General features: G+C 37.1%; 24 protein-coding genes. 9 read left to right on the top strand and 15 right to left on the bottom strand.

Annotated elements, in window-relative coordinates; genetic code table 11:
• Positions 1 to 169 precede the first annotated feature (169 nt).
• From NOL38_RS01855 to NOL38_RS01835, 5 genes are all read right to left on the bottom strand, one after another.
• Positions 170 to 970: a replication-relaxation family protein gene (locus tag NOL38_RS01855; protein WP_277941199.1), complete on the bottom strand. Its 801-nt coding sequence runs from the start codon at positions 968 to 970 to the stop codon at positions 170 to 172.
• 82 nt (positions 971 to 1,052) lie between these two features.
• A complete protein-coding gene (locus NOL38_RS01850) occupies positions 1,053 to 3,260 on the bottom strand; it encodes a type IV secretory system conjugative DNA transfer family protein (RefSeq protein WP_277941198.1) in 2,208 nt (735 codons plus the stop codon).
• A 2-nt stretch (positions 3,261 to 3,262) separates the two neighbouring features.
• On the bottom strand, positions 3,263 to 3,433 hold the full coding sequence (locus NOL38_RS01845; RefSeq protein ID WP_171992880.1) for a hypothetical protein: 171 nt from the start codon (positions 3,431 to 3,433) through the stop codon (positions 3,263 to 3,265).
• A 157-nt stretch (positions 3,434 to 3,590) separates the two neighbouring features.
• The gene (locus NOL38_RS01840) at positions 3,591 to 3,803 is read right to left on the bottom strand and encodes a hypothetical protein (protein WP_044689939.1); all 213 of its coding nucleotides are present in this window, start codon (positions 3,801 to 3,803) and stop codon (positions 3,591 to 3,593) included.
• 10 nt (positions 3,804 to 3,813) lie between these two features.
• Complete coding sequence (locus NOL38_RS01835) at positions 3,814 to 4,083, bottom strand: hypothetical protein (protein ID WP_172062744.1); 270 nt, start codon at positions 4,081 to 4,083, stop codon at positions 3,814 to 3,816.
• 121 nt (positions 4,084 to 4,204) lie between these two features.
• Between NOL38_RS01835 and NOL38_RS01830 the strand changes: the two genes are divergently transcribed.
• Genes NOL38_RS01830 through NOL38_RS01810 form a run of 5 tightly spaced genes read left to right on the top strand, consistent with a single transcriptional unit; the run spans position 4,205 to position 8,666 of the window.
• Positions 4,205 to 5,245, top strand: a complete 1,041-nt coding sequence (locus NOL38_RS01830) for a hypothetical protein (protein WP_277941197.1) — start codon at positions 4,205 to 4,207, stop codon at positions 5,243 to 5,245.
• Positions 5,246 to 5,288: 43 nt separating this feature from the next.
• A complete protein-coding gene (locus NOL38_RS01825; RefSeq protein ID WP_044679975.1) occupies positions 5,289 to 6,143 on the top strand; it encodes a DNA adenine methylase in 855 nt (284 codons plus the stop codon).
• On the top strand, positions 6,133 to 6,945 hold the full coding sequence (locus NOL38_RS01820; RefSeq protein ID WP_044679973.1) for a DNA-methyltransferase: 813 nt from the start codon (positions 6,133 to 6,135) through the stop codon (positions 6,943 to 6,945). Before NOL38_RS01825 ends, NOL38_RS01820 begins: the two co-directional genes overlap by 11 nt.
• Positions 6,942 to 7,850, top strand: coding sequence for a type II restriction endonuclease (locus tag NOL38_RS01815; RefSeq protein ID WP_044679971.1), 909 nt, complete (start codon positions 6,942 to 6,944; stop codon positions 7,848 to 7,850). Before NOL38_RS01820 ends, NOL38_RS01815 begins: the two co-directional genes overlap by 4 nt.
• An 18-nt stretch (positions 7,851 to 7,868) precedes the next feature.
• The gene (locus tag NOL38_RS01810; protein ID WP_044679970.1) at positions 7,869 to 8,666 is read left to right on the top strand and encodes an abortive infection family protein; all 798 of its coding nucleotides are present in this window, start codon (positions 7,869 to 7,871) and stop codon (positions 8,664 to 8,666) included.
• Between the two features lie 108 nt (positions 8,667 to 8,774).
• On the opposite strand, the gene NOL38_RS01805 is transcribed toward NOL38_RS01810, so the two are convergent.
• Entirely contained in the window at positions 8,775 to 10,445 is a 1,671-nt protein-coding gene (locus NOL38_RS01805; RefSeq protein WP_141587844.1) for a formate--tetrahydrofolate ligase, read from the bottom strand.
• A 504-nt stretch (positions 10,446 to 10,949) separates the two neighbouring features.
• On the opposite strand from NOL38_RS01805, the gene NOL38_RS01800 reads away from it, so the two are divergent.
• The 4 genes from NOL38_RS01800 (at position 10,950) to NOL38_RS01785 (ending at position 14,551) form a co-directional block, all read left to right on the top strand.
• Entirely contained in the window at positions 10,950 to 11,645 is a 696-nt protein-coding gene (locus NOL38_RS01800) for a phosphopantothenate--cysteine ligase (RefSeq protein ID WP_248041245.1), read from the top strand.
• Positions 11,638 to 12,186 carry a phosphopantothenoylcysteine decarboxylase gene (gene coaC, locus NOL38_RS01795; RefSeq protein WP_172093631.1) on the top strand — a complete coding sequence of 183 codons (549 nt, stop codon included), beginning with the start codon at positions 11,638 to 11,640 and terminating at the stop codon, positions 12,184 to 12,186. The genes NOL38_RS01800 and coaC overlap by 8 nt, the downstream gene beginning before the upstream one ends.
• Positions 12,173 to 12,742 (top strand): ECF transporter S component, encoded by a 570-nt coding sequence (locus tag NOL38_RS01790; RefSeq protein WP_015646942.1) that lies wholly within the window; start codon positions 12,173 to 12,175, stop codon positions 12,740 to 12,742. The genes coaC and NOL38_RS01790 overlap by 14 nt, the downstream gene beginning before the upstream one ends.
• 90 nt (positions 12,743 to 12,832) lie before the next feature.
• Positions 12,833 to 14,551, top strand: coding sequence for a phospho-sugar mutase (locus tag NOL38_RS01785; protein ID WP_277941196.1), 1,719 nt, complete (start codon positions 12,833 to 12,835; stop codon positions 14,549 to 14,551).
• 237 nt (positions 14,552 to 14,788) lie between these two features.
• Here NOL38_RS01785 and NOL38_RS01780 read toward each other — a convergent pair whose 3' ends face one another.
• The 9 genes from NOL38_RS01780 to NOL38_RS10465 all read right to left on the bottom strand — a co-directional run bounded on the left by NOL38_RS01780 (position 14,789) and on the right by NOL38_RS10465 (position 21,412).
• Positions 14,789 to 15,244, bottom strand: coding sequence for a GNAT family N-acetyltransferase (locus NOL38_RS01780; protein WP_029749749.1), 456 nt, complete (start codon positions 15,242 to 15,244; stop codon positions 14,789 to 14,791).
• Positions 15,245 to 15,257: 13 nt separating this feature from the next.
• Positions 15,258 to 15,683, bottom strand: a complete 426-nt coding sequence (locus NOL38_RS01775; RefSeq protein ID WP_277941195.1) for a GNAT family N-acetyltransferase — start codon at positions 15,681 to 15,683, stop codon at positions 15,258 to 15,260.
• 504 nt (positions 15,684 to 16,187) lie between these two features.
• Positions 16,188 to 17,285 carry a hypothetical protein gene (locus NOL38_RS01770; protein ID WP_277941194.1) on the bottom strand — a complete coding sequence of 366 codons (1,098 nt, stop codon included), beginning with the start codon at positions 17,283 to 17,285 and terminating at the stop codon, positions 16,188 to 16,190.
• Between the two features lie 448 nt (positions 17,286 to 17,733).
• Positions 17,734 to 18,807 carry a DUF8617 domain-containing protein gene (locus tag NOL38_RS01765; protein ID WP_277941193.1) on the bottom strand — a complete coding sequence of 358 codons (1,074 nt, stop codon included), beginning with the start codon at positions 18,805 to 18,807 and terminating at the stop codon, positions 17,734 to 17,736.
• 48 nt (positions 18,808 to 18,855) lie between these two features.
• Positions 18,856 to 19,494: a GmrSD restriction endonuclease domain-containing protein gene (locus tag NOL38_RS01760; RefSeq protein WP_277941192.1), complete on the bottom strand. Its 639-nt coding sequence runs from the start codon at positions 19,492 to 19,494 to the stop codon at positions 18,856 to 18,858.
• Between the two features lie 205 nt (positions 19,495 to 19,699).
• Positions 19,700 to 19,858 carry a UvrD-helicase domain-containing protein gene (locus NOL38_RS01755; RefSeq protein WP_277941191.1) on the bottom strand — a complete coding sequence of 53 codons (159 nt, stop codon included), beginning with the start codon at positions 19,856 to 19,858 and terminating at the stop codon, positions 19,700 to 19,702.
• Positions 19,859 to 19,873: 15 nt separating this feature from the next.
• Positions 19,874 to 20,881 (bottom strand): hypothetical protein, encoded by a 1,008-nt coding sequence (locus tag NOL38_RS01750; protein WP_277941190.1) that lies wholly within the window; start codon positions 20,879 to 20,881, stop codon positions 19,874 to 19,876.
• A 176-nt stretch (positions 20,882 to 21,057) separates the two neighbouring features.
• Entirely contained in the window at positions 21,058 to 21,327 is a 270-nt protein-coding gene (locus NOL38_RS01745; protein WP_341829387.1) for a hypothetical protein, read from the bottom strand.
• Positions 21,278 to 21,412 (bottom strand): HTH domain-containing protein, encoded by a 135-nt coding sequence (locus tag NOL38_RS10465; RefSeq protein WP_341829386.1) that lies wholly within the window; start codon positions 21,410 to 21,412, stop codon positions 21,278 to 21,280. Before NOL38_RS10465 ends, NOL38_RS01745 begins: the two co-directional genes overlap by 50 nt.
• Positions 21,413 to 21,842: the final 430 nt, after the last annotated feature.

Here is a 21,842-nt window from a genome sequence, read left to right as displayed (position 1 = left end):
TCTATTATACCATTTTTACTACTGTTAAAGTAGTGATTTATCACTTAAAATCAGCCTTTCTATGACATTTTCAAGCGGACGATTTCCGGTAAAATAGTGGCAGATAAAGTAAGTAGTTCGACCGATTTGCTTCTTTTCGTGCTTGGTGTGCGAGCTGATTATGGAGTCTTTATCTTGATTTTTCAAGTTCATCAATCCCTCCTTTGATATAGTTTTGGTAGTCGTCCAGAGTAATCACGGTGAACAATTCCCAAAAGTTATAAAGTTCCGCTTGAATAGCCTTTGAAATTGCCAGCTTTCGTTTGTCGTCTGGAACTATCCAAAGCACAAATGGGAAAACTCCATGCTGGCGTTGTTCGACACCAGAGCGATAGTATTCGATATACTTTTTACAGGCGTTTATTATGCGGGCTAGGCTTTCAGTGCTTCGGTCCAGTTCAATGAAATAGTGGTCTTCGTATTCTTGGCTGACTAGCTCCAAATAAGCATCTGGCTTCAAAGTCATACCTAAGCCAGAAAGTTTTTGGTAGCTTCGCCAAGAGTTCGGCTCGAAAGAAAAGGTTTCAAGTGATAGCTGGTCGGAATTTCGAACGGTCTCCATAGTTTCAACGAATATTTCCGTGACTGCCAAGGTATGTTCGACATGGTGTTGGCTGGGCTCATAGTGGTTTTTATAACGCAAGACAATCGTTTCATCTTGGCTTTTCAGCAGCTTCAAACCTTGAAAAGTAATTTGCCAAACATAGGAAGCAGAGCCTTTGCGAACGCCACCGATTCGGCGTTTGAGGTGTGAAACCAAGCCAGCTTTTAATAGTCTTTGTGTTGTAAAGTTGGCTCGGCGAATAGCGGTTTCTGGTTTGTCGCTGTCTGAATAAAAGAGTCTGGTGAGCTGGCTGGTGGTGGCATATCTAGCTTGATTAAGAAAGTATAAAATTTGAATATCTTGTGTGGTTAATTGATTCCATTTCATCTGTTTTGTTCTCCTTAAAGGTTGGCTGGTAAAATGTGCTAAGTTACGCAGTAAGTCGTGTGACAATTGAGGGCAGAAAGGCTTATTTTACAGGGCTGGAAGAATCTTCTTCATCAACACGATTGGAAGACCGATTGGAACGCTTTTTTCGTCCTAAAGCGTCCAGAGAGTCAGTCGTTTGTGGTTTTTCTTGGTAAGTAAAAGCCTGAAATCCTCGCTCTAAATCGTCCACATTTTGTCCGTATTTGATAAGACTATTTAGATAAGGCGTGCGACTATCTCGAATCCTAGGCGTTGGCGGATAGGTTTTGCCAATTACCCAACGATAGGTATTGGGCGAGGTTTCAATTCTTGAATATACCCAAAATGGCGGCAGGCTGTAAAAATCTTCTTTGGCAACTTCTAATGTGGATTTTGCCATTTCCTTAGCTTCGTTCAAATTCAAGCCAAAGACAATTTTATTGGCAGTATTTGATTCAATTCCTGCTTTGAGGTTTGAAGACATCTGTGCCAAGTGCTGAAAGCCTATCGCCCAGCCAACATTAAACTGGCGAGATTGTGAAAGTGCTTCGTCCAGATTGGCGTTAGGGATTCCAAGAAAGCTCGGTGTTTCATCGACATAAATGAAAGCGGACTGGCGTTTGCTTGGCTCAACCGAAGACTGTCGCAAAATAAGCATCCACAAGATTGAAGTGACAAGGCTTCCAATAAGTTTGGCGGATTCTGAACCAATCACCGCCTTGTTTAATGGCACTAGCACAATTTTTCTGCCCTGGAAGAGTTCTGCCAAACTGAATTTTGGTTGAGCTTGTCCAAGCATAGCCCTGAGTTGCGGGCGAAGTAAAAACTGGCGAAACTTGTTCAAAATCGGGTTTAACATCTGGTGGCGTTGGGCTTCGCTTAACAGTTCAAACCAAGACCAAAAACTTTCTAAGCCGATTGGGTCTGTGAGATTTTTCAACAGCTTATTTCTGAAATGCTTATTGGTTAAAAGGCTAGGCAACATCACCAAAGAACTGTTTGGAATCCGTGCCAAAGTTAAGAAAGCGTGCGACAGAATATCTAAAGAGTAGATTCCGAAATGCTCTGGATATAAGCCTTTGAATAGCTCTAACAGATAATCTGCGATAACTTCAGGCTCGATTCCATAGTTTGCCAGCTCAAAGGGGTTAATGCCAACAATTCGCTTGGCGGTTGGTGAAATAACCACTATGTCTTCATCATGTTCGGCTGGAGTTCGTTCAAGCAGTTCATGCGTTAATTGCCCCTTGGCGTCAATTACAACTACACTATGCTTCTTGGATTTTATGTCAGATAAAATCAAATGACTCATGGCTGTGGTTTTACCTGTTCCAGTGCTTCCAAGTAGAAACAAATGTTTCTTGGCGGATTGGCTGGAAATTTGAAGCGGTCTTGGCTGAGTTTCGACAGTCTGACCAAAACTTCTCGCCTTGTTGTGGTTCAAATTGTAGCCAAGCGGTGGCGTGATGAGTTTTGGGTGAACATTCGGTACGCCGTCCATGTTTTCTTTACCAACTGGCAAAAGCAAGAAACAAGCGAGGTCAGCAGTAGCTAGGCTATACGGGAAAGACCAAGACGGTTGGGCTTGATTGGTTTTTGAAGCCGAGATTGGTTTTAGCTCGATTGTGGCGTGAGTTTCCAACATCCGAAAGCTACTGAGCAGGCTTGAAAAGAACTCTTTCGTCCGCAAAATACTGCGTGAGTTTGCCCCAAGCCTAATTTCACATCTGAAAGTTGATTGATTTAACTTCTGACGCATGAGCTTTTTAGAGTTTTCCGAGAGTTCAGGAATATTATTTGTGATAACCTGATACCAGCGAGCAGACAAATTCGGTAATTCTTTAGGTTGTGGCTTTGGTGGAGAGCCAGAGCCAAGAATTAGCTGAAGAACAATCTCCTCATCTGGTTGGAGTGTTTTTGACAGTGTCAAACTAGAGCGAATCATATTCTCTAACGAATCTGTTTTTAGAGCATAATGTGACTGCTTAATCTGAACTAATCGGGCAACTGATATTTTTTCACGCTTAGGAGCTTTAGAAAATTGAATCTGTCGGTGTGATTGTATCAATTGATGAACGTGCCGTTTATCTTGTTCTTCTGTTCCTAAAAGATACCGCACATGGTTTCTCTTCAAGCGAACTTCAAAAATAAGACTCTTTCGCCGAGTCAGACCGACCAACTGACCAAGCAGACTTTTGACATCTTCTTCTGAAAACGGACGTTGCCAAGTCCATTCACTCCACGACAAGGCGTTAAAGTGTCGCTTCATACTTACCTCCAATCTTTCTTAATTTTGATAATCCGAAAGGCAAACCAACCAGCAAAGACAAACACCGCCCCCAAAAACAACACTTGCCAGACTTCCAAGACCAATTTAACCGCTTGATTGACAAGCCAAGCACAGGCAAAGAATCCGAGAATGTAAGCGAGTAGTTTCTTCATGACTGGTTTCCTTTCTGATTTCAGTTATACAGGAAGATTGCCAAAAATTGAAATTTGGCTTTGTCCTGCTTTTGGAGCGATTGGAATAGATTTTGGACGGGTTAACAGTAGTATATTTCACCATATTTTGTCCTTTTGTCTAGTCCAAGTAGTAATTCTATCGCTTTTGGTGGCGTAAGATTTCGGCGACAGCTTCTAGGTAAATTCCGTTAATTGCTTGTTTCTTTTCAAGATATTCTGCCAATGCGATTTCTTCTTCTGTATAGCTTGGCTGATTTTCTTTGTCCAATGCTTCAAAGTATGCCCCTAGAGCAGAAATAAAGAGTAAGATAACGCCACTTATTATCAGAATCCAAGAATAAATGTTCATAAACACCTCCTTATTTCAAATATTGCGTAGTATAGTGAGTGAAAGCTCTCAGAATATAATCTGTATAAGCGTGAGCTTCTGGATTGTTTTTCAGGATTTCAGCTTTAATCAAGGCTAGATTCCCCACTTTGTAGAGAATGTCTGTCGCCAGAAGCTCCCTTGCTTGGTTGTCTGCCATGTTTTGACTGAGCTTTCTTGCGACCTCCATTTGATATGGGCTGGCGATGGTTTGAAGTGCTTGGACTTCTTTGTTTCGACGAATAGAAGGTGTAAGTGACATAAGCGTTCTCCTTTGATATAATTTTGGTAAGTTAGCTAACTTATGGTTAAAGTTTATCAAAGTGAAAGTGCCAAATGTTGCCAAAATCTATGTCAAAATCTTGCCAATTTCGGAGGTGTTTATGTTTACAATCCCAGCCTTATTTTCCATTGTTTTGAAAAATGCCAACAAAACGGTCTGGTCTGACCGCAAGAAAGTAAGTGTCGGCTTGGCAGTTACTCTTCATGAAGATTCACTGGCTTATTTATCTGATACAACTTTCAATAAATTATTCACAGGGCAAAATAAAGGACGAACCCTTTACGGAATCGTCCAAGATGAGATAGATGAAGCAGGTTTTTCAGCTTACATTTTCAAAACTGAAAAGAGATTAAGCGACACCAACTACCGAGAAAATAAGTTTGAATTACAGAAAACGCAAGAAGACTTCTTTGACTTATTAGAACAAGCACAAAATTTACCAAAATCCATTCTTTTGGGTTTGAAGCAATCTTTCCAGCTCAACCATGCCGAGCGACCTTATTTATTGTTAGCAGAATGTCTATTTTACGCCTTGGCTTGCCAGCACAACAAACACCAAGGATATATCGAACTGGATTTCAGCCAAGAAACGGAAGTGGTCTCCCACCCTTTGGAAGAGTTAGTTTCAAAAGCAACAGGCAATTCCAAGCGAATCAAGCAAGAACTAAACCGCTTTTCAGAAGATGAACTGAATCTGTTTAAGCGAATCGCACCATTTACTTTTTATGATGAATCCTTTGACGAGCTTTCGAATGAATATGTTTTGGACTATTACCTGATTTCTCATGCCGATTTTCTGGATTTATTCACCAAGTATGGCGTCAAAGGCAATGATATTTCAAGGCTGAAAGAATACGGTTTGATTTCGGGCGGTGGCAGGCATGAAATGATTGTAGAAAAAGGCGAACTGTCTGGCTTCCAAAATGATAACTTAGTTCTGACTTTCTCCACTGATTCTGATGAACGAATAACTTTTGAATACAGTGCTTTTCATTTAACAGATACCGCCAAGGCTTTGATTGAGATTTTGGAGATTGAGACGGATGACGACTTCTTTCGACATTTAGCGGAACAATTTAAAGGACGCCTAGATAAGCTAGAGGTTACTGCGGAGGTCTATAGCGTAGAGGAATTGAGCTAAGACAATTCTTCTAACCCTGGTCGTTGTATGGTATAATGTCATTATGAAATTATTACTAAAAAGTCAATCGACTTTACAGCCTTTTACGAAATGGACTGGCGGAAAGCGTCAATTACTTTCGGTGATTAAATCACTCATGCCAGACCAATATAACAACTATTTTGAACCCTTTGTTGGTGGAGGCGCGTTATTCTTTGATTTAGCTCCAAAGAAAGCATATATCAATGATTTTAATAGCGAATTAATCAACTGCTACCAGCAAATAAAGAAAAATCCTCAAATTCTTATCGAGTTATTAGCGAAACATCAAGAAAATAATTCCAAAGAGTATTATCTAGACTTGCGCTCAGCTGACAGAGACGGTAGAATTGATAAAATGACCGGTGTTGAACGTGCTGCTCGTATCATGTATATGTTACGAGTAGATTTTAACGGCTTATATCGTGTTAATTCTAAAAATCAGTTCAATGTACCTTACGGTAGGTACAAAAATCCTAAAATTGTTGACGGTGAATTACTCTTATCTATTTCAAAATATCTGAACGATAATGATATTCATATTTTGAACAAAGATTTTGAAGAAGCTGTTGAGGACGTGAGGGTTGGCGACTTTGTTTATTTTGACCCCCCCTATATACCTCTATCAGAAACAAGCGCCTTTACATCTTATACGCACGAAGGTTTTTCTTACGAAGACCAAGTTCGCCTCAGGGATACTTTCATGAAGCTAGATGAAAAAGGCGCATATGTTATGTTATCTAATTCATCTAGTCCTATTGTTGAAGAACTCTACAAAGATTTTTATATTCATAAAGTAGAAGCCACTCGAACTAATGGCGCAAAATCATCTAGCCGTGGAAAAATTTCAGAAATTATTGTAACAAACTATGTCAAATAACGAATATAAGTATGGAGGAGTTTTAATGGCTAAACCATACTATCACAAAGAAAATGCTATTCTTGTTCATGCTGATACTTTCAATTTTTTAGAAAAAATGAAACCTGGAAGTATGGATATGATTTTTGCTGATCCCCCTTATTTTTTAAGTAATGGAGGCATGTCTAATTCTGGCGGAAAAGTTGTCTCCGTTGATAAAGGAGATTGGGATAAAATTTCATCACTCGGAGAAAAACATGAGTTTAATCGAAAATGGATTCGACTGGCCAAACGAGTTTTGAAGCCTAATGGCACTATTTGGGTTTCAGGAAGTTTTCATAATATTTACTCTGTTGGTATGGCATTGGAGCAAGAAGGTTTTAAGATACTGAATAATATAACATGGCAGAAAACCAACCCTGCACCCAATTTATCCTGTCGTTATTTCACCCATTCTACCGAAACAATATTATGGGCAAGAAAAAACGATAAGAAAGCCCGTCACTATTACAACTATGATTTAATGAAAGAACTGAATGATGGGAAACAGATGAAAGATGTGTGGACAGGCTCACTAACCAAACAATCTGAAAAATGGGCTGGTAAACATCCAACACAGAAACCGGAATATCTTTTGGAGCGAATAATATTAGCCAGCACAAAGGAAAATGACTACATTTTAGATCCTTTTGTCGGCAGTGGAACAACTGGAGTCGTAGCTAAGAGACTAGGTAGAAAATTTATCGGAATTGATGCTGAAAAAGATTATTTGAAGATTGCTAAATCCAGACTAGACAAAGAAAGTATAAAGGAGCATATATGAAATTTGACAATTATATCAATTTAGACTCTGATAAAAGGCTTAATGCTTTTTTATCAACTTTATCTGTAACCAATCGAACGCCAGAATATTACGTCAATTGGGCGAAAGTCGAGCGAGAAACACGAAAATTTGAACTTGAATTAAATACTCTAAATTACCTAATAGGCAAAGATGATATTTGTAATGAAGCTCTTATGTTATTTGCCAAACAACCTGAACTACTAAAAGCTGTTCCAAGTTTGATTGCTAGTAGAGATAATATTCTAGATATTTTGACTATTGATAACCAAGATAATATGAGTTTTGAGCAGTTAAACTTCTCTAGAATTGACATAAACCGCATCTCAGATTACGTAGACTTTATGAAACAGTCTGGTTTGTTAGATTTTCTCCAAAACAAGGCCAATCGCTCTTTAGTTGACTATGTGTATGGTGTTGAGGCTGGTCTTGATAGTAATGCACGTAAAAATCGTAGTGGTACAACTATGGAGGGTATCTTAGAGCGACATGTTGCTAAAATATCTCAAGAACAAAGATTAGAATGGAAGGCACAAGCAACCGCTCAATTTATAAAATCAAATTGGAATATTGACGTTCCTGTTGATAAATCTGAACGACGTTTTGATGTGGCTGTTTATTCAGGAGAACAGCACAAGGTTTGGCTTATTGAAACAAATTATTATGGCGGAGGAGGAAGTAAGTTAAAAGCAGTCGCTGGCGAATTTACAGAACTTAGTCAGTTTGTTACAAGCTCAAAAGATGATGTTGAGTTTGTTTGGGTGACAGATGGACAAGGTTGGAAAACGGCTCATTTACCGCTTTCAGAAGCATTTGGGCACATTCAATATATTTTTAACTTGAGTATGCTGAAAGAAGAATTTTTGTCTGAATTATTTAAGAAATAGTTCAAAAGGATACACAAAATGAAAATTGATTTTCAAGATAAAACCTTTATTAAAATATTTTTCAATAATGGTGGCTATGTTCTTGACTTCTCTAACTCAACTTTTAGCAGTTTCACTTTTCATTCTATAGGTATTGATATTCAAGGAAAATATCAGTTATCCAAAGGAAAGTCTTTTGAATCATTTGTTGACGAAGGTCCTGATGATTTAGTATTAAAACTATCTTTAGATTTACTTCAATACTATGAAAATCTTCCCGATTCCTCACTGGAAAAAAGTGATGAAAGAACCATTCAGGCAGAAAAACTAAAGAAGCGTCTTTTATTATACCAAGATGTTGCTACTGGATATTTTTCAGAGACAACGCAAAGTTTATCTTCTTATTTTGATAGTTCTTATATAGATAAGCAAATTTCTATTATGTTAAATATGATAAAAGAATCTCCTACCGATTCAATCGGTAAGGCAAAGGAGCTATTGGAATCATGCTTCAAGCATATACTGGATCGTGAAAATATTGAGTATAATAACTCTGATAATATTTCAACTCTTCAAAAGAAAGTATTTAGGTTATTAAATCTTGATGCTAATCACAATATATCGGCTAAAAATAATGATGATGTAAAACGAGTTTTGAGCGGATTGAATCAGATAGTCAGCGGTATAAATAATCTGCGAAACGATAAGGGAGATGGTCATGGGAAGGGGCTTGCTTTTACGGAACTACCATCAAGATATGCTACACTAGTTGTTAATTCATCAGTAACTTTAATAAATTTTATATGGGATACTTATTCTGACAGAAAAGATAAATAAAAAACGGCGATTTGCCGTTTTTTATTGCTCTTATAAGGTGTATGAACTCAGATTTTCTTAAACTGCTGAATGTCATACTTCCATTTGAGCGGATTTTTTATATTCTTGTTAGAACAAGCCGATAGCTGTCCCATCTGCCGCCACATCCATGTTGAGAGCTGCGGGTGCTTTTGGCAAACCAGGCATGGTCATGACATCACCTGTTAAGGCAACGATAAAGCCTGCTCCTAATTTTGGAACAAATTCACGGACTGTAATGTCAAAGTCTGTCGGCGCTCCAAGGGCAAACTGATCATCTGAGAAGCTGTATTGGGTCTTGGCCATGCAGACTGGCAACTTGTCCCAACCATTCTTAGCAAATTCAGCCAGCTGGTTACGAGCCTTCTTCTCGAAAACCACACCTGAGCCACCATAAATCTGCGTAACAATCTTGGTCACTTTCTCTTCCAAGCTATCCTCAGCCTTGTAAAGACGTTGGTAGTTTGCTGCTTGGTTATCAATAGTAGCAACAACTGTCTCAGCCAATTCAACACCACCATCAGCGCCATTTGCCCAAACACTTGCCAACTCGACAGGTACGCCAATTTCAGCGCAAAGTTCCTTCAAAGCGGCAATTTCGTCAGCTGTGTCAGATACAAATTCATTGATAGCAACGACTGCTGGAATACCGTATTTCTGAATATTTTCAACGTGACGCTTCAAGTTAGAAAAACCAGCTTTCACTGCCTCTACATTTTCAGTAGAAAGTTCTGTCTTAGCTACACCACCGTGCATTTTAAGCGCACGCAGGGTTGCTACAATCACCACAACATCAGGAGCCTTAGGCAAGTTTGGCACCTTAATGTCAAGGAACTTCTCTGCTCCAAGGTCAGCACCAAATCCTGCTTCTGTGACAGTATAGTCGGCCAAACGCAGAGCTGTTGTGGTAGCGAGGACTGAGTTGCAGCCGTGGGCGATGTTAGCAAATGGACCGCCATGGACAAAGGCTGGCGTGCCATAGATGGTTTGGACAAGGTTTGGTTTAATAGCGTCCTTCAAAATAAGAGTCAAAGCACCTTCCACCGCCAAATCACGCACGTAGACAGGACTGCGATCGAAACGATAACCAATCACAATATTTGCCAAACGTTCTTTCAAGTCATCAATGTCTGTTGCCAAGCATAAAATCGCCATGATTTCAGAAGCTACGGTAATATCGAATCCATCTTCACGAGGAATACCATTGAGCGGACCACCCAATCCCACTGTTACCTTACGAAGGGCACGATCGTTGAGGTCCACAACACGTTTCCAGATAATACGACGTTGATCAATGCCAATCATATTCCCCTGATGGATATGGTTATCAATCAAGGCTGAAAGGGCGTTATTTGCTGTGGTAATGGCATGCATGTCGCCTGTAAAATGCAAATTGATGTCTTCCATAGGTAAGACCTGAGCATAGCCACCACCTGCTGCTCCACCTTTGATCCCCATGACAGGTCCCAAAGAAGGCTCACGGAGGGCAATCATGGTTTTCTTGCCAATTTTAGACAAGGCATCTGCCAAACCGATAGTAATAGTCGACTTGCCTTCACCAGCTGGCGTTGGGTTGATAGCTGTTACTAAAATCAACTTACCAGGTGCATTTTCCTTAACGGCATTGATTTTATCGAAAGACAATTTTGCCTTGTATTTTCCATAAAGTTCAATATCATCAAAGCTGATACCAACTTTTTCAACGATTTCTGTGATTGGTTTCAAGGTCACACTTTGTGCAATTTCAATATCTGTTTTCATGAGAGCTCCTAAATTCCTTATTTTTTATGGACATTATACCATACTACAGCTTATTTTCGCATATTTTTTAATATTTATTCACTAACGTACGGAATTTTCAGAAAAACTACAGGTTTCCTTACTTAAACAGATACAAATTTTTAAAAACTGCATTCTCATCAAGCTCTACACTTCCATCTAAGAGACTGGTTTTAGTTAGTTTTTTCAAAAGAGAGTCAGTATTCCTTTAAAAATTGCCTTGATGAGCAAGCAAACGACCGCTTGCATAAAGCACTTCACTTTTATAGTCTTTTAGTTTACTTTTAATACGAGGCAATGAGCCGCAGGCATAACTGAAGTTAGGCAAGGCGAGTTAACGAAGTAATAAAAGAAAAACTAAATGACGATAGTACATGTCCTTATATTTTTTTGTATTAGCAGTATCATTTTCCAGTGTCACAGATTGATTAGCAAATCGATTAGTGCAAACTTTACGAAAAATAGAAATTCTAGTAAAATATGAACATGAAACTATTGATTACATCAGGCGGAACAAGCGAAGCTATCGATCAAGTCCGCGCTATTACAAACCATGCTTCTGGAAATCTTGGAAAAATCATTGCCGAACAAGCCTTGAAACGCGGTCATGAAGTTACTCTTGTGACTACAAGACAGGCTGTTAAACCAGATTCTCAGAAGAATTTAACCATTATCGAAATCACAAATGTTGATAGTTTGAAAGAAACATTAGAACCTTTAGTCAAAACACATCAGGCTCTGATTCATAGCATGGCTGTATCCGATTATACACCTATTTATATGGCTGGTTTAGATGAAATAAGAGCAACTAAAGACATTTCTAGTCTACTAAAAAAACAGAATACAGAAAGTAAGATTTCATCCAAGGATGACTACCAAGTTCTTTTCTTGAAAAAAACTCCCAAGGTCATTTCCTATGTAAAAAAATGGAATCCAGCTATCACACTCTTTGGCTTCAAACTATTGGTTAATGTTCCTAAAGAGGAATTATTTGCCGTAGCTCGCCAAAGCATTGAACGAAATGGCGCTGATTATATACTTGCTAATGACTTGAAGGATATTGGAGAAAATCAACACATTGCCTATTTAGTTGATAAAACAAGGGAGATTCAAGCACAGACAAAAGATGAAATTGCTCAGCTCATTTTAAATACCCTAGAAAAAGGAGAACAAAATGGCTAATATCACACTTGCCGTTACTGGCTCTATTTCAGCCTACAAAGCAGCTGACCTAACTAGCCAATTGACCAAGCTCGGTCATCAGGTTACAGTCCTCATGAGTCGCTCTGCTATGGACTTCATCACACCTTTGACTCTCCAATCCTTGTCAAAAAATCTGGTTCACACAGATGTCATGATTGAAGAAAATCCTACTCTTATCAAGCATATCGATATTGCCAAAGAAACAGACGTATTTTTAGTTGCCCCTGCTTCTGCCAATACGATAGCTAAATTAGCTAATGGTATGGCTGACAACATTATTACGGCAACAGCTCTGGCTCTGCCAATTGGTACTAAAAAACTGCTGGCACCTGCTATGAATACTAACATGTACCTTAATCCTGCTACCCAGAAAAATCTCAAAACCCTCATAGAGTATGGTTTTGAGGAAATCAAACCGCGTGAAGCCCTGCTTGCTTGCGGCGACTTTGGTACAGGTGCTCTGGCCGAGATTGATGTGATTCTAAACAAAGTAATGGAGGTTCTAAATGAAAACAAATAAATCCAGGGATGTTGCTACTCTTGCAATATTTCTAACAATCATGATTGTCATTGAAGTGGTCAGCCAGATGATTTTTGCTAATTTTATCTTGCCAATAAAACCGACTATTACACATATTCCCATCATCATCGCTTCCATTCTTTACGGTCCACGCTTAGGGGCACAACTGGGTGGTTTTATGGGAATAATGAGTATCATCCGCAATAGCATAATCATTTCACCGATGAGTTATGTTTTCTCTCCTTTCGTAGAACATGGAAACTTCAATTCTATCCTGATTGCCTTAGTTCCACGTATTTTAATCGGAGTTACACCATATTTTGTTTACAAATTGATGAAAAACAAAAAGGGGCTCCTACTAGCAGGTCTTACTGGTACCTTGACAAATACAATTTTTGTCTTGACTGGTATCTTCTTCCTATTTTCTAATGTATATGCTGGGGATATAAAATTGCTACTAGCTAGTATCGTCTCATTCAATTCTATTGCAGAATTAACCATCTCCGGTCTCTTAACCATAGCTATCGTTCCAGTTTTACAGAAAGTTCAAAAATAAATATCAGAAAATCACGTGAAAGCGTGATTTTTCTTTTCAAACATGGTATAATGAAAGCGTTTAATAGAAAAATTTTTAAGGAGATATGCGATGACTTATCAAGAAACCTATCAAACATGGCTCGACTTTGCGGACCTTCCAGACTACTTGCGTGAAGAATTAGTCGCAATGGATGAAAAAACAAAAGAAGATGCCTTCTACACAAACCTTGAGTTTGGTACGGCCGGTATGCGTGGTTACATTGGAGCAGGTACCAACCGTATCAACGTTTTCGTTGTACGTCAAGCTACTGAAGGTTTGGCAAAATTGGTAGAATCAAAAGGTGAAGAAGCTAAAAAGCGTGGTGTTGCCATCGCTTACGATTCACGTCACTTCTCGCCAGAATTTGCTTTTGAATCAGCTCAAGTTTTGGCAGCACATGGTATCAAATCTTATGTATTTGAAAGCCTTCGTCCAACTCCTGAGTTGTCATTCGCTGTGCGTCATTACAATGCCATCGCAGGTATCATGGTAACTGCAAGCCACAACCCGAAAGAATTCAACGGCTACAAGGTTTACGGTGAAGATGGTGGACAAATGCCTCCTGCTGATGCAGATGCTCTTACGAACTTTATCCGTGCCATCGACAATCCATTTGCAGTTGAATTGGCTGACCTTGAAGCAAGCAAGGAAAATGGCTTAATTACAGTTCTTGGTGAAGAAACTGATGTTAAATATCTTGAAGAACTCAAAGACCTCAACATCAACCCAGAATTGATTGCTGAATACGGTAAAGACATGAAGATTGTCTACACACCGCTTCATGGTACTGGTGAAATGTTGGCTCGCCGTGCTCTTGCACAGGCTGGTTTTGAGTCTGTTCAAGTTGTGGAAGCTCAAGCAACTGCTGACCCAGACTTCTCAACAGTTGCATCTCCAAACCCAGAAAGCCAAGCTGCATTTGCCCTTGCAGAAGAATTGGGCCGTGAAGTCGGTGCAGATGTCCTTCTTGCAACTGACCCTGACGCTGACCGTGTTGGTGTTGAAGTTCGTCAGGCTGATGGTTCATACTGGAACCTTTCTGGTAACCAAATCGGCGCTATCATTGCTAAGTACATCCTTGAAGCCCACAAGCAAGCAGGTACACTTCCAGCAAATGCTGCCCTTGCTAAGTCAATCGTATCCACTGAGTTGGTAACTAAGATTGCTGAAAGCTACGGCGCTACCATGTTCAACGTCTTGACTGGTTTCAAATTCATCGCTGAGAAAATCCAAGAGTTCGAAGAAAAACACAACCATACTTACATGTTTGGTTTCGAAGAAAGCTTTGGCTATTTGATTAAGCCATTTGTACGTGACAAGGATGCTATCCAGGCTGTGCTTATGGTGGCTGAAATTGCTGCCTACTACCGTTCACGTGGCATGACCTTGGCTGACGGTATCGATGAAATCTTCAAGGAATACGGCTACTTTGCTGAGAAAACCATTTCAGTTACCCTTTCTGGTAAAGACGGTGCAGAGCAAATCAAGGCAATCATGGCTAAGTTCCGCGATAACTCACCAGCACAATTCAACGCAACGGACATCACGGTCTTTGAGGACTTTGCCCTTCAAACTAAGACAGACAAAGATGGAAACGTTGAAAAACTCACTACTCCTCCATCAGATGTCTTGAAATACACCTTGGCAGATGATTCTTGGTTTGCAGTTCGTCCTTCGGGAACAGAACCAAAAATCAAATTCTACATCGCAACAGTCGGTGAAACACTTGCTGAAGCAGAAGAAAAAATCGCCAACATCGAAAAAGAAATCAACGAATTTGTTGGATAATCATTTAAAACCAAAAAGAGTCGCTTTCGCGGCTCTTTTTTGCTTCTAATCTATCGTTTGTATATATTAATAGGACAATATTCTATCGATGAATGAATTTCTTTTAGACAAAGAACTGAAGTGAAAGACACTTATGTAGAGTACGAAAATCCGAAAGTGACGATAAATCAAAACCAATTCAAATGACAATAGTTTTCAGCTCTAAAGTTACATATTAGGCGTTCAATCATTGCTACTTCACTTTCTCAATATATGCACGGTAACTGAGAACTCTTCATTTCCTGGCATTTGTCCACTTTCTGTTTTTACTATTTCAAAACCAAATTTTTGATAAAAATTAAGTGCTGGGGTATTTCCATTTAAAACTTCAATTGATATAGGTTCATGCATCTTTTTGAGAACAACATTCACTAAACTCGTTCCAATCCCAAGCCGACTATATTCCCTATCTACATATAACCATGCTAGTTCATCATCTGTAAATGCAACAAAACCAACTACAAATCCTTCCATCTCTGCCACAAGAATCTGGTAATCAAACAACCCTTCCCTATCAGCAGCAATACTAAGCGGAATAAATGCTTCTGATAAGTTAGCTAAATCCAATTCTTCTTGACGTGCAGGATCATGAATTTGGCAAAGCCTTTGAAAATCTTTTTGAATAAAGGGTCTAATATTAATCTCTTTTGACATTATTCATCCTTCCTTACAAATTTGTCCATGACATAAACAATTCTACTTCCTGAGTATCTTCATCTATGTTCTCTGAAATAATCGAAAATCCTTCTCTCAGGTAAAATGATATTGCTTTTTGTTTTTTTTGATATACATTTAACTGAAGCGTTGGATGAATTGCTTTTACAAAATTAAGCAACTCCCTACCAAAACCACTACTACGCAAATCTTTGGAAATGAAAATTCCTGCTAGATATGTTCCTTGCATTCCAATGAATCCAACAATTCTTTCTTTAAAAACATAAACATAAATCTCTGCACCTAATAACTGAGATGTTACAAAGTCAATTTTTGATTCCCAATACTCAGCTGGAATAAATGCATGGGTCTCAACATTGACAGTCAACCAAAGTTGAACTATTGTTTCAATATCTTCTTTTTGAAATTTTCTAATCATACCTTTACCATCCAATCTGTTCCATTCTATTAATAATAAATAGTTTTTGCAAGCAGTAACATTAATTTTGCACATTAATTAACATATTCTAAAAATTTTAGGTGGGTAAATGGAAATAGAATTGGATAATTTCTAGCTATCACTTCTACTCCCTCCAAAAAATTCCTCACTCTGATACTTCCCACCACAAAGCAAAAAGCCTTGCAATCAAGGCTTTTCAGTATCCCTTTCATTCAAGGTTTCTAGGCTTTTATGAGCAGAGCGACACACTCAGCGGTTCGCTGTTACCGCATCACTATGTTCTGCGACAGCTATCGCATGGGTGGAAGTAAAAGCTACTCTTCGTTGCTTCACGCCTTGACTAGCAAACTTACCGCCTCAACATGTGCTGAGAGCTTTCTTCTATACTAATAGACGAAAAGAGAGTGACAGTGATTTTGGATTTGTACTTTGAAACGGAATTTATTTATTAAAGTTGCTAGAATAATAATAAAACTTCTTACATCACTCATTAATATACTTATAAATAACCTCTAGTATTTCATATTTATTTCTTTCAAAAGAATGCAAATCACGATTGATTAGATCAACAATTTGTTGATTCGGCAATTCATTTGGAATTTTTGCATATGTATATATATCAAGTCCATTAGCATTTGCTTTTAATTTCAAAGGTGAATTGTAAACATCAAATGATTTTTCTAATCTGCCTAAACCGTATTGATTCCATTCTCCACCCCTTCTAGGTTCTAAATGACTACTAAAATTAAAGACATAGTTCAAATCCTTTAGTTCTTTAGCCATAATAAAAGCACTATCTCTTACTTTTTCCCTTGGTATATTTAGTTTATGGCGATAGTCATTTTTTTCGAGTTGAACATCAATGCTAAAGTTTTCGTCAAGATGGACTATACCCCCAAAGTAATGTTTGCCTGTCCCACGACCGAAATAAGGTTTAAATTTAGAATCTATCTTATCCAACATTGAATTTCTAAAAATTCTCTCAATAGCTGAATCTAGACGGAGTTTTTTGGCTTCATTCATTAATGGATATATATCTCCATATCTTGAAGTTGAAATGTTCGTATTGATAGATTTAAATAGTACCTCTAAATATGTGCATAAATTCTTATAATCATCTATAAAAGTTGCAAACTGACTGCCCTTGATGTGATCTAAGTATTCGACAATATTTCTATAGTGAATAATCTTCCAATCCTTAGGTAAAGTTGTATTATTTATTTTAAACGGGACTAATAGTACTTTTAGTTTGACATCCGGATTATCCCTAGAATATTTTTCAAGCTGTTCACGATTAGGGTAATCTTTCATTTTATTTTCAATAATCACTTTTGTACCATCATTGAGATGTAGTGTTAGATCAATATTTTTACGTTCTCGTTCAACTCTTTCAATTTTAACATTTTCAATATCAATGAAATCTTTTAAAAATACTAAAGGGATTTCTTGGTAGTTTTTAATAATATATGCAATAAAATTGCTGTGATATAATTCAAGACTTGCTAAAGATAACTCTAAATTCATATTGCTATCTAGTTTTTCAATAATTTCTTTATTTGACAATAATTTTTCTTTTCTCATAAATTCTTTCTCACTAAACTATAATATTTAAACATTTTATGCAACCATGTTAAACTACTTCGTTTTTAAATCTGATAAATGCGTTCATTCACAACAAATACAAGTTCCTTTATGCCTATGTTCAATTAGAACAAGAGATAGTATTATATCTTTATAGACTGCTCCAATAAAGAGATTAGGACGTTTTTTCGTTTGTCTCTCCCAAACCACTCTTCGTTTCAATAGGTAACTTTCAAATTTTTCATGCCATAGTAGCGTAGGGGGCATTTCCATACTTTTTGAACACCAAATGCCATCGATTTTTAAATTAACCTCACCCAAATCTGTAACTCCTTATCACTATATGATATACTACTCCATTGTGAAACATGTACTATTATCATGTAATGTTCGCGTTTCCCCTCTAAGACTTAGCATGAATTCATTAATATGATAAACTAAAATCTTTTTAAGAAATATAAAAATCTACCGATAAGTCTTCATCCGATTCAAAAGGCTTCCATGCTACATTGAAGCCATATTTATCGCTCCAATCTGAATGCCATCTATCATAATATGGAACACGGCTGTATTTACCAAGTGTTACCTCATCTTCCTCTGATGATTCCTGACAGGTTATCCCAAACTGGATACCATCAAGTTCCCAGGAATTTCCCCAAATATATTCATCAGAAATAACATCAACCCAGCGTGAAGCGTCAATCTCAAAGTCGGTACATAACTTCAACGATTGGAAAGTACTATAGTGAATATTGTGGGGTTTGATATGTACAGCACAGTCAACATGATACTTCTCATAGTTGGTATTCAATAGGAGAACTTTCATTGGAATAGGAACGCCATTGAGTTCCAACCACCAGTGTCCAAGTTTATTGTGCAAAACATCAAAATACTCGTCTGCTGCTACTGATTTAGAAAAATCATCTATTTTCAAACATCGACCTGACGTTACTAACTCAGCTGCAATTTTCTCTGCACTCTCTTTATCAAAATCCGAATAACGCTTTATCACATGTTTCAACTTGTTAATTGGATATGAGATATCTTCTTGGGTAGCCTGATGTACTTTTACAACATGAGCAACTTTTTCGACATTATTGATACCTACAGGTACAACCACATAATGGTCTTCCTTGATTGATTCATCATCACAGATATAGGAATATTCCTCACCAAACTCTGAGAAAGTGACCGATGCAACTCTGTAAACTGTGTCTGATGAACTTTGAACAGTAGCTTGATCTGCTTGCTCTTCTTCACTACTATCTAAATCTATCCATTTATAAAATGTATAACGATTAGGATTCTCATCCTCACCGAATACCATCAAACTGTGACAATTAGGGCATTGCCAAGCATAGTAAGAAGCATCAGAAATATCATAGTAATCAATTTTATTATTTTCATCTGCAGTATCTGGTATTTCTTCCCACAACTCATCCGAATATATTGAAAAAGCATTCGGATCTGGAGCGGTAGGGTCATTCATTGGATAACCACATTGACAAGTCCACTTACCCATTTTCCACCTACTAATTTTTTAGAGATAATAACGATATGCTCACTGCACTTAATTTTCAATGTACTCTCTAAATTTATTCTTCAGTAATAAGCCATTATTTTTAAAAAATATTTCAAATATATAATTATTAAAACACTGTTCACGTGCCAGTATATCTGCTTTAGATAAATTTGTCTTTGCAATTTGAAAAACTTCATTAACCTTCAACTCTTTTTCCTCAGCCGAAAGACCCCTACATTTCTTGTAAAAAGATTGATTACTTATTTTTACATTGGTAACATTTGACAATAATCCAAGATTTCCAATGCGATTTTTTAGTCTAGAATTTTTAGAATTAAATTTATTATAATATTGATTTTGAGGTATGATATGTTCAATTTGCCATTTTAACGATACATTAAATTCATACTTTTCTATCATTTCTTTTATGCTATTAGGTGAATATACTAGCGAAATTGTTACTAAAATAAAGCGAGTAAATTTTTTATGTTTACTATAAAAATTAGAAATCTTGGGAGTAACACAGGAATCATAAATATTGAAATGCTTAAGAACATACTTGATTAGGCATTCTACAGTTTCATCTGAGCTAGTCGTAATGATCTCACCAACCTTCTTCTGTATATCATTGATAATAAACTCATCAAAAACTTTGTTCAAATCAAGATTTGTAACGTATGTATTCATAGAAATATCCTTTTATCATTCTTTAAATTAGTTTTATTATACCACTAAAACAAGAAAAAACTGCAACCTTTCGGTCACAGTCACTTACAAGTCTACCTCAGTTCCCTCTAAAAATTTTACACTTATCCGCCCAGCTTCCGCAATTGTTATGGTATCCAATACCTGACACATCTCTTCGAATTGAATTCCCAGGAAGGCTTGTTTATCATTTCAGCCAACTTCGTACAATAATCTGTGTCTTACCTGTACCAGGACCGGCAATAACCATAATAGGTCCCTCCACTGTTTCAGCGGCCTCTTTTTGCTTAACATTTAGTTTCAAAAACTCTTCTTCGTATACTTTTTTAAAATCAATCGTTGTCATATCACTTATACTCTTTTATTTAGCACTAGATGGAATGCCCCATAGATCCTCAAAGAAGTTTTCAACTGTGTCAGTTCGAACATTAGTTGATGTTCCCTTAATGAATGGTTTTACATTACCTTTTGAGAGGTATTTCGATGAGCCTGATTTCTTTGATAGAACTGTTATCTGTTTATTTTCCAATACATGAATTACTTCAAAATATTTGTTTAAAAAATTATTTCGGAATTCCTTGTTATTCTTTCTCAAAAACAAAAAGAGTTTTTCTGAAGACCTTATGGCATAGGTTAGCAAGCATACCATCCAGATTTGACTTGGCAATATTTTTTTTAATTGAAAATATTGTTTCAGCGGTTTAGAGATAGGGTAGTCTTTCTGCCAGACAGTTTCTTTTTCAGATGCATAAGGAAAAAATTCCCAAAGAGCTACGGGCGTAACTTTGTCCTTTTTACAAATCATTTCGGAGTGAATTTTTTTGAAGGTATGATCATTTTGCATTTTAGCATAGAAAATACTGCTGTCACCGTAATAATAAGCATTTTTGAGGATTGAACGATTTGCATCAAACGGTTCTTTGTAAACAGTATTTTCTAACCCATACGAATCATGCTTGGAGGACATTTTAGGATTAATCCCTAACAAAATAACTCGTGGATTAATAAAATTGCCATCAAAAGCATGTTCAAAATCTTTAAATCTATCTTGTACAATCGTTTTGGCGTCCTTTTTTTCTGATTGTTCAAGACTTTCAATATTCTCAATCAACAGGGGAGCTAGAATATCACAATCTGTACCTGCCAAACTATTAAATTCATACTCACCTTCAAAATAGCCAGACTTTTTCCATGGGTTTGAATCCTCAATCCGTATTCGTAGATTATCGCGATCAAAAACATCTCCATTCACCAAGTCATGAAAAATCGCTAAATACTCATCATAGTGGACGGCAGCTTTTTCGTAGTCTTCAAGCGATATGTGAAATAAATCTTTATAGTTTTCCTTCAACACCATTTTAATCTCCATTTCCATTTTCCATTACCATATTTATCAAATACGTTTTAGCTTCATCATCTAAAGAAATCACATGTGAATACTCTAAGTTGGCATCTGTCCAACCTATCGATTTTCCTCTCATCAATGTTTGTATATCTTTTATAGTCAAATTAAACGAAGTTCCTCCATAATACTTTCTATGAAACTCATTCAATTTCTTTCTGATCATTTTTAGAAAGTAATGATAATAGTCCATCTAATAGTGCATCATTTTCTTCTTTGTTTAGTGCCCTATTTTCTAGCAAAATCTTTGAAATGACCAAGATTTCTTTTTTATTGAACCGTGATTTTTTCTTAAAATTTCTTTTATAAGTAGAATGCATGTATTCTAGCTCACCAATGAAAAATGGCTGTGACTCAACAAAACTATCCAAAAAAAGAGAAATCTCTTTGAATCGTTTTTTCACTGACTTCATATTCTTCAGCTAACTCAGCTTTGGTCACGTACTCTCCAGCTTGAAGACGTAAAAATATTGTTAACAGTCGTTTTGCACCACCCATTGTATAATTCCCTTCTAAAAAATTCTACATTTATTATATCATGATTGAAATCAATTTTTTAGATATAAACTATCTAATAATTTGAACAGTTCAAACGATTATAGAATTTCAGTCAAAAATCCCAAATCTGTCAATGAATGGCTTGCTCTACATCCTTATCCACTTAGTTTATGTTTATATAAAAATGACTTTTATTCGTTTATTTGTATCAATCAACTTCTACTGACTTCCACAGCCAAAACCTTGCTTGAAATTCATCTATAAGGTGGGGACGTTTCTATTCTCACAAACTCCTTGTCAATGGAAATAAACACGTACCCACAGGGTAAATGGAAATAGAATTGGATAATTTCTAGCTATCACTTCTACTCCCTCCAAAAAATTCCTCACTCTGATACTTCCCACCACAAAGCAAAAAGCCTTGCAATCA

The organism is Streptococcus suis, assembly GCF_029616525.1.
Lineage (GTDB): Bacteria > Bacillota > Bacilli > Lactobacillales > Streptococcaceae > Streptococcus > Streptococcus suis_AF.
This window is presented reverse-complemented; position numbering and strand designations above follow the sequence as displayed.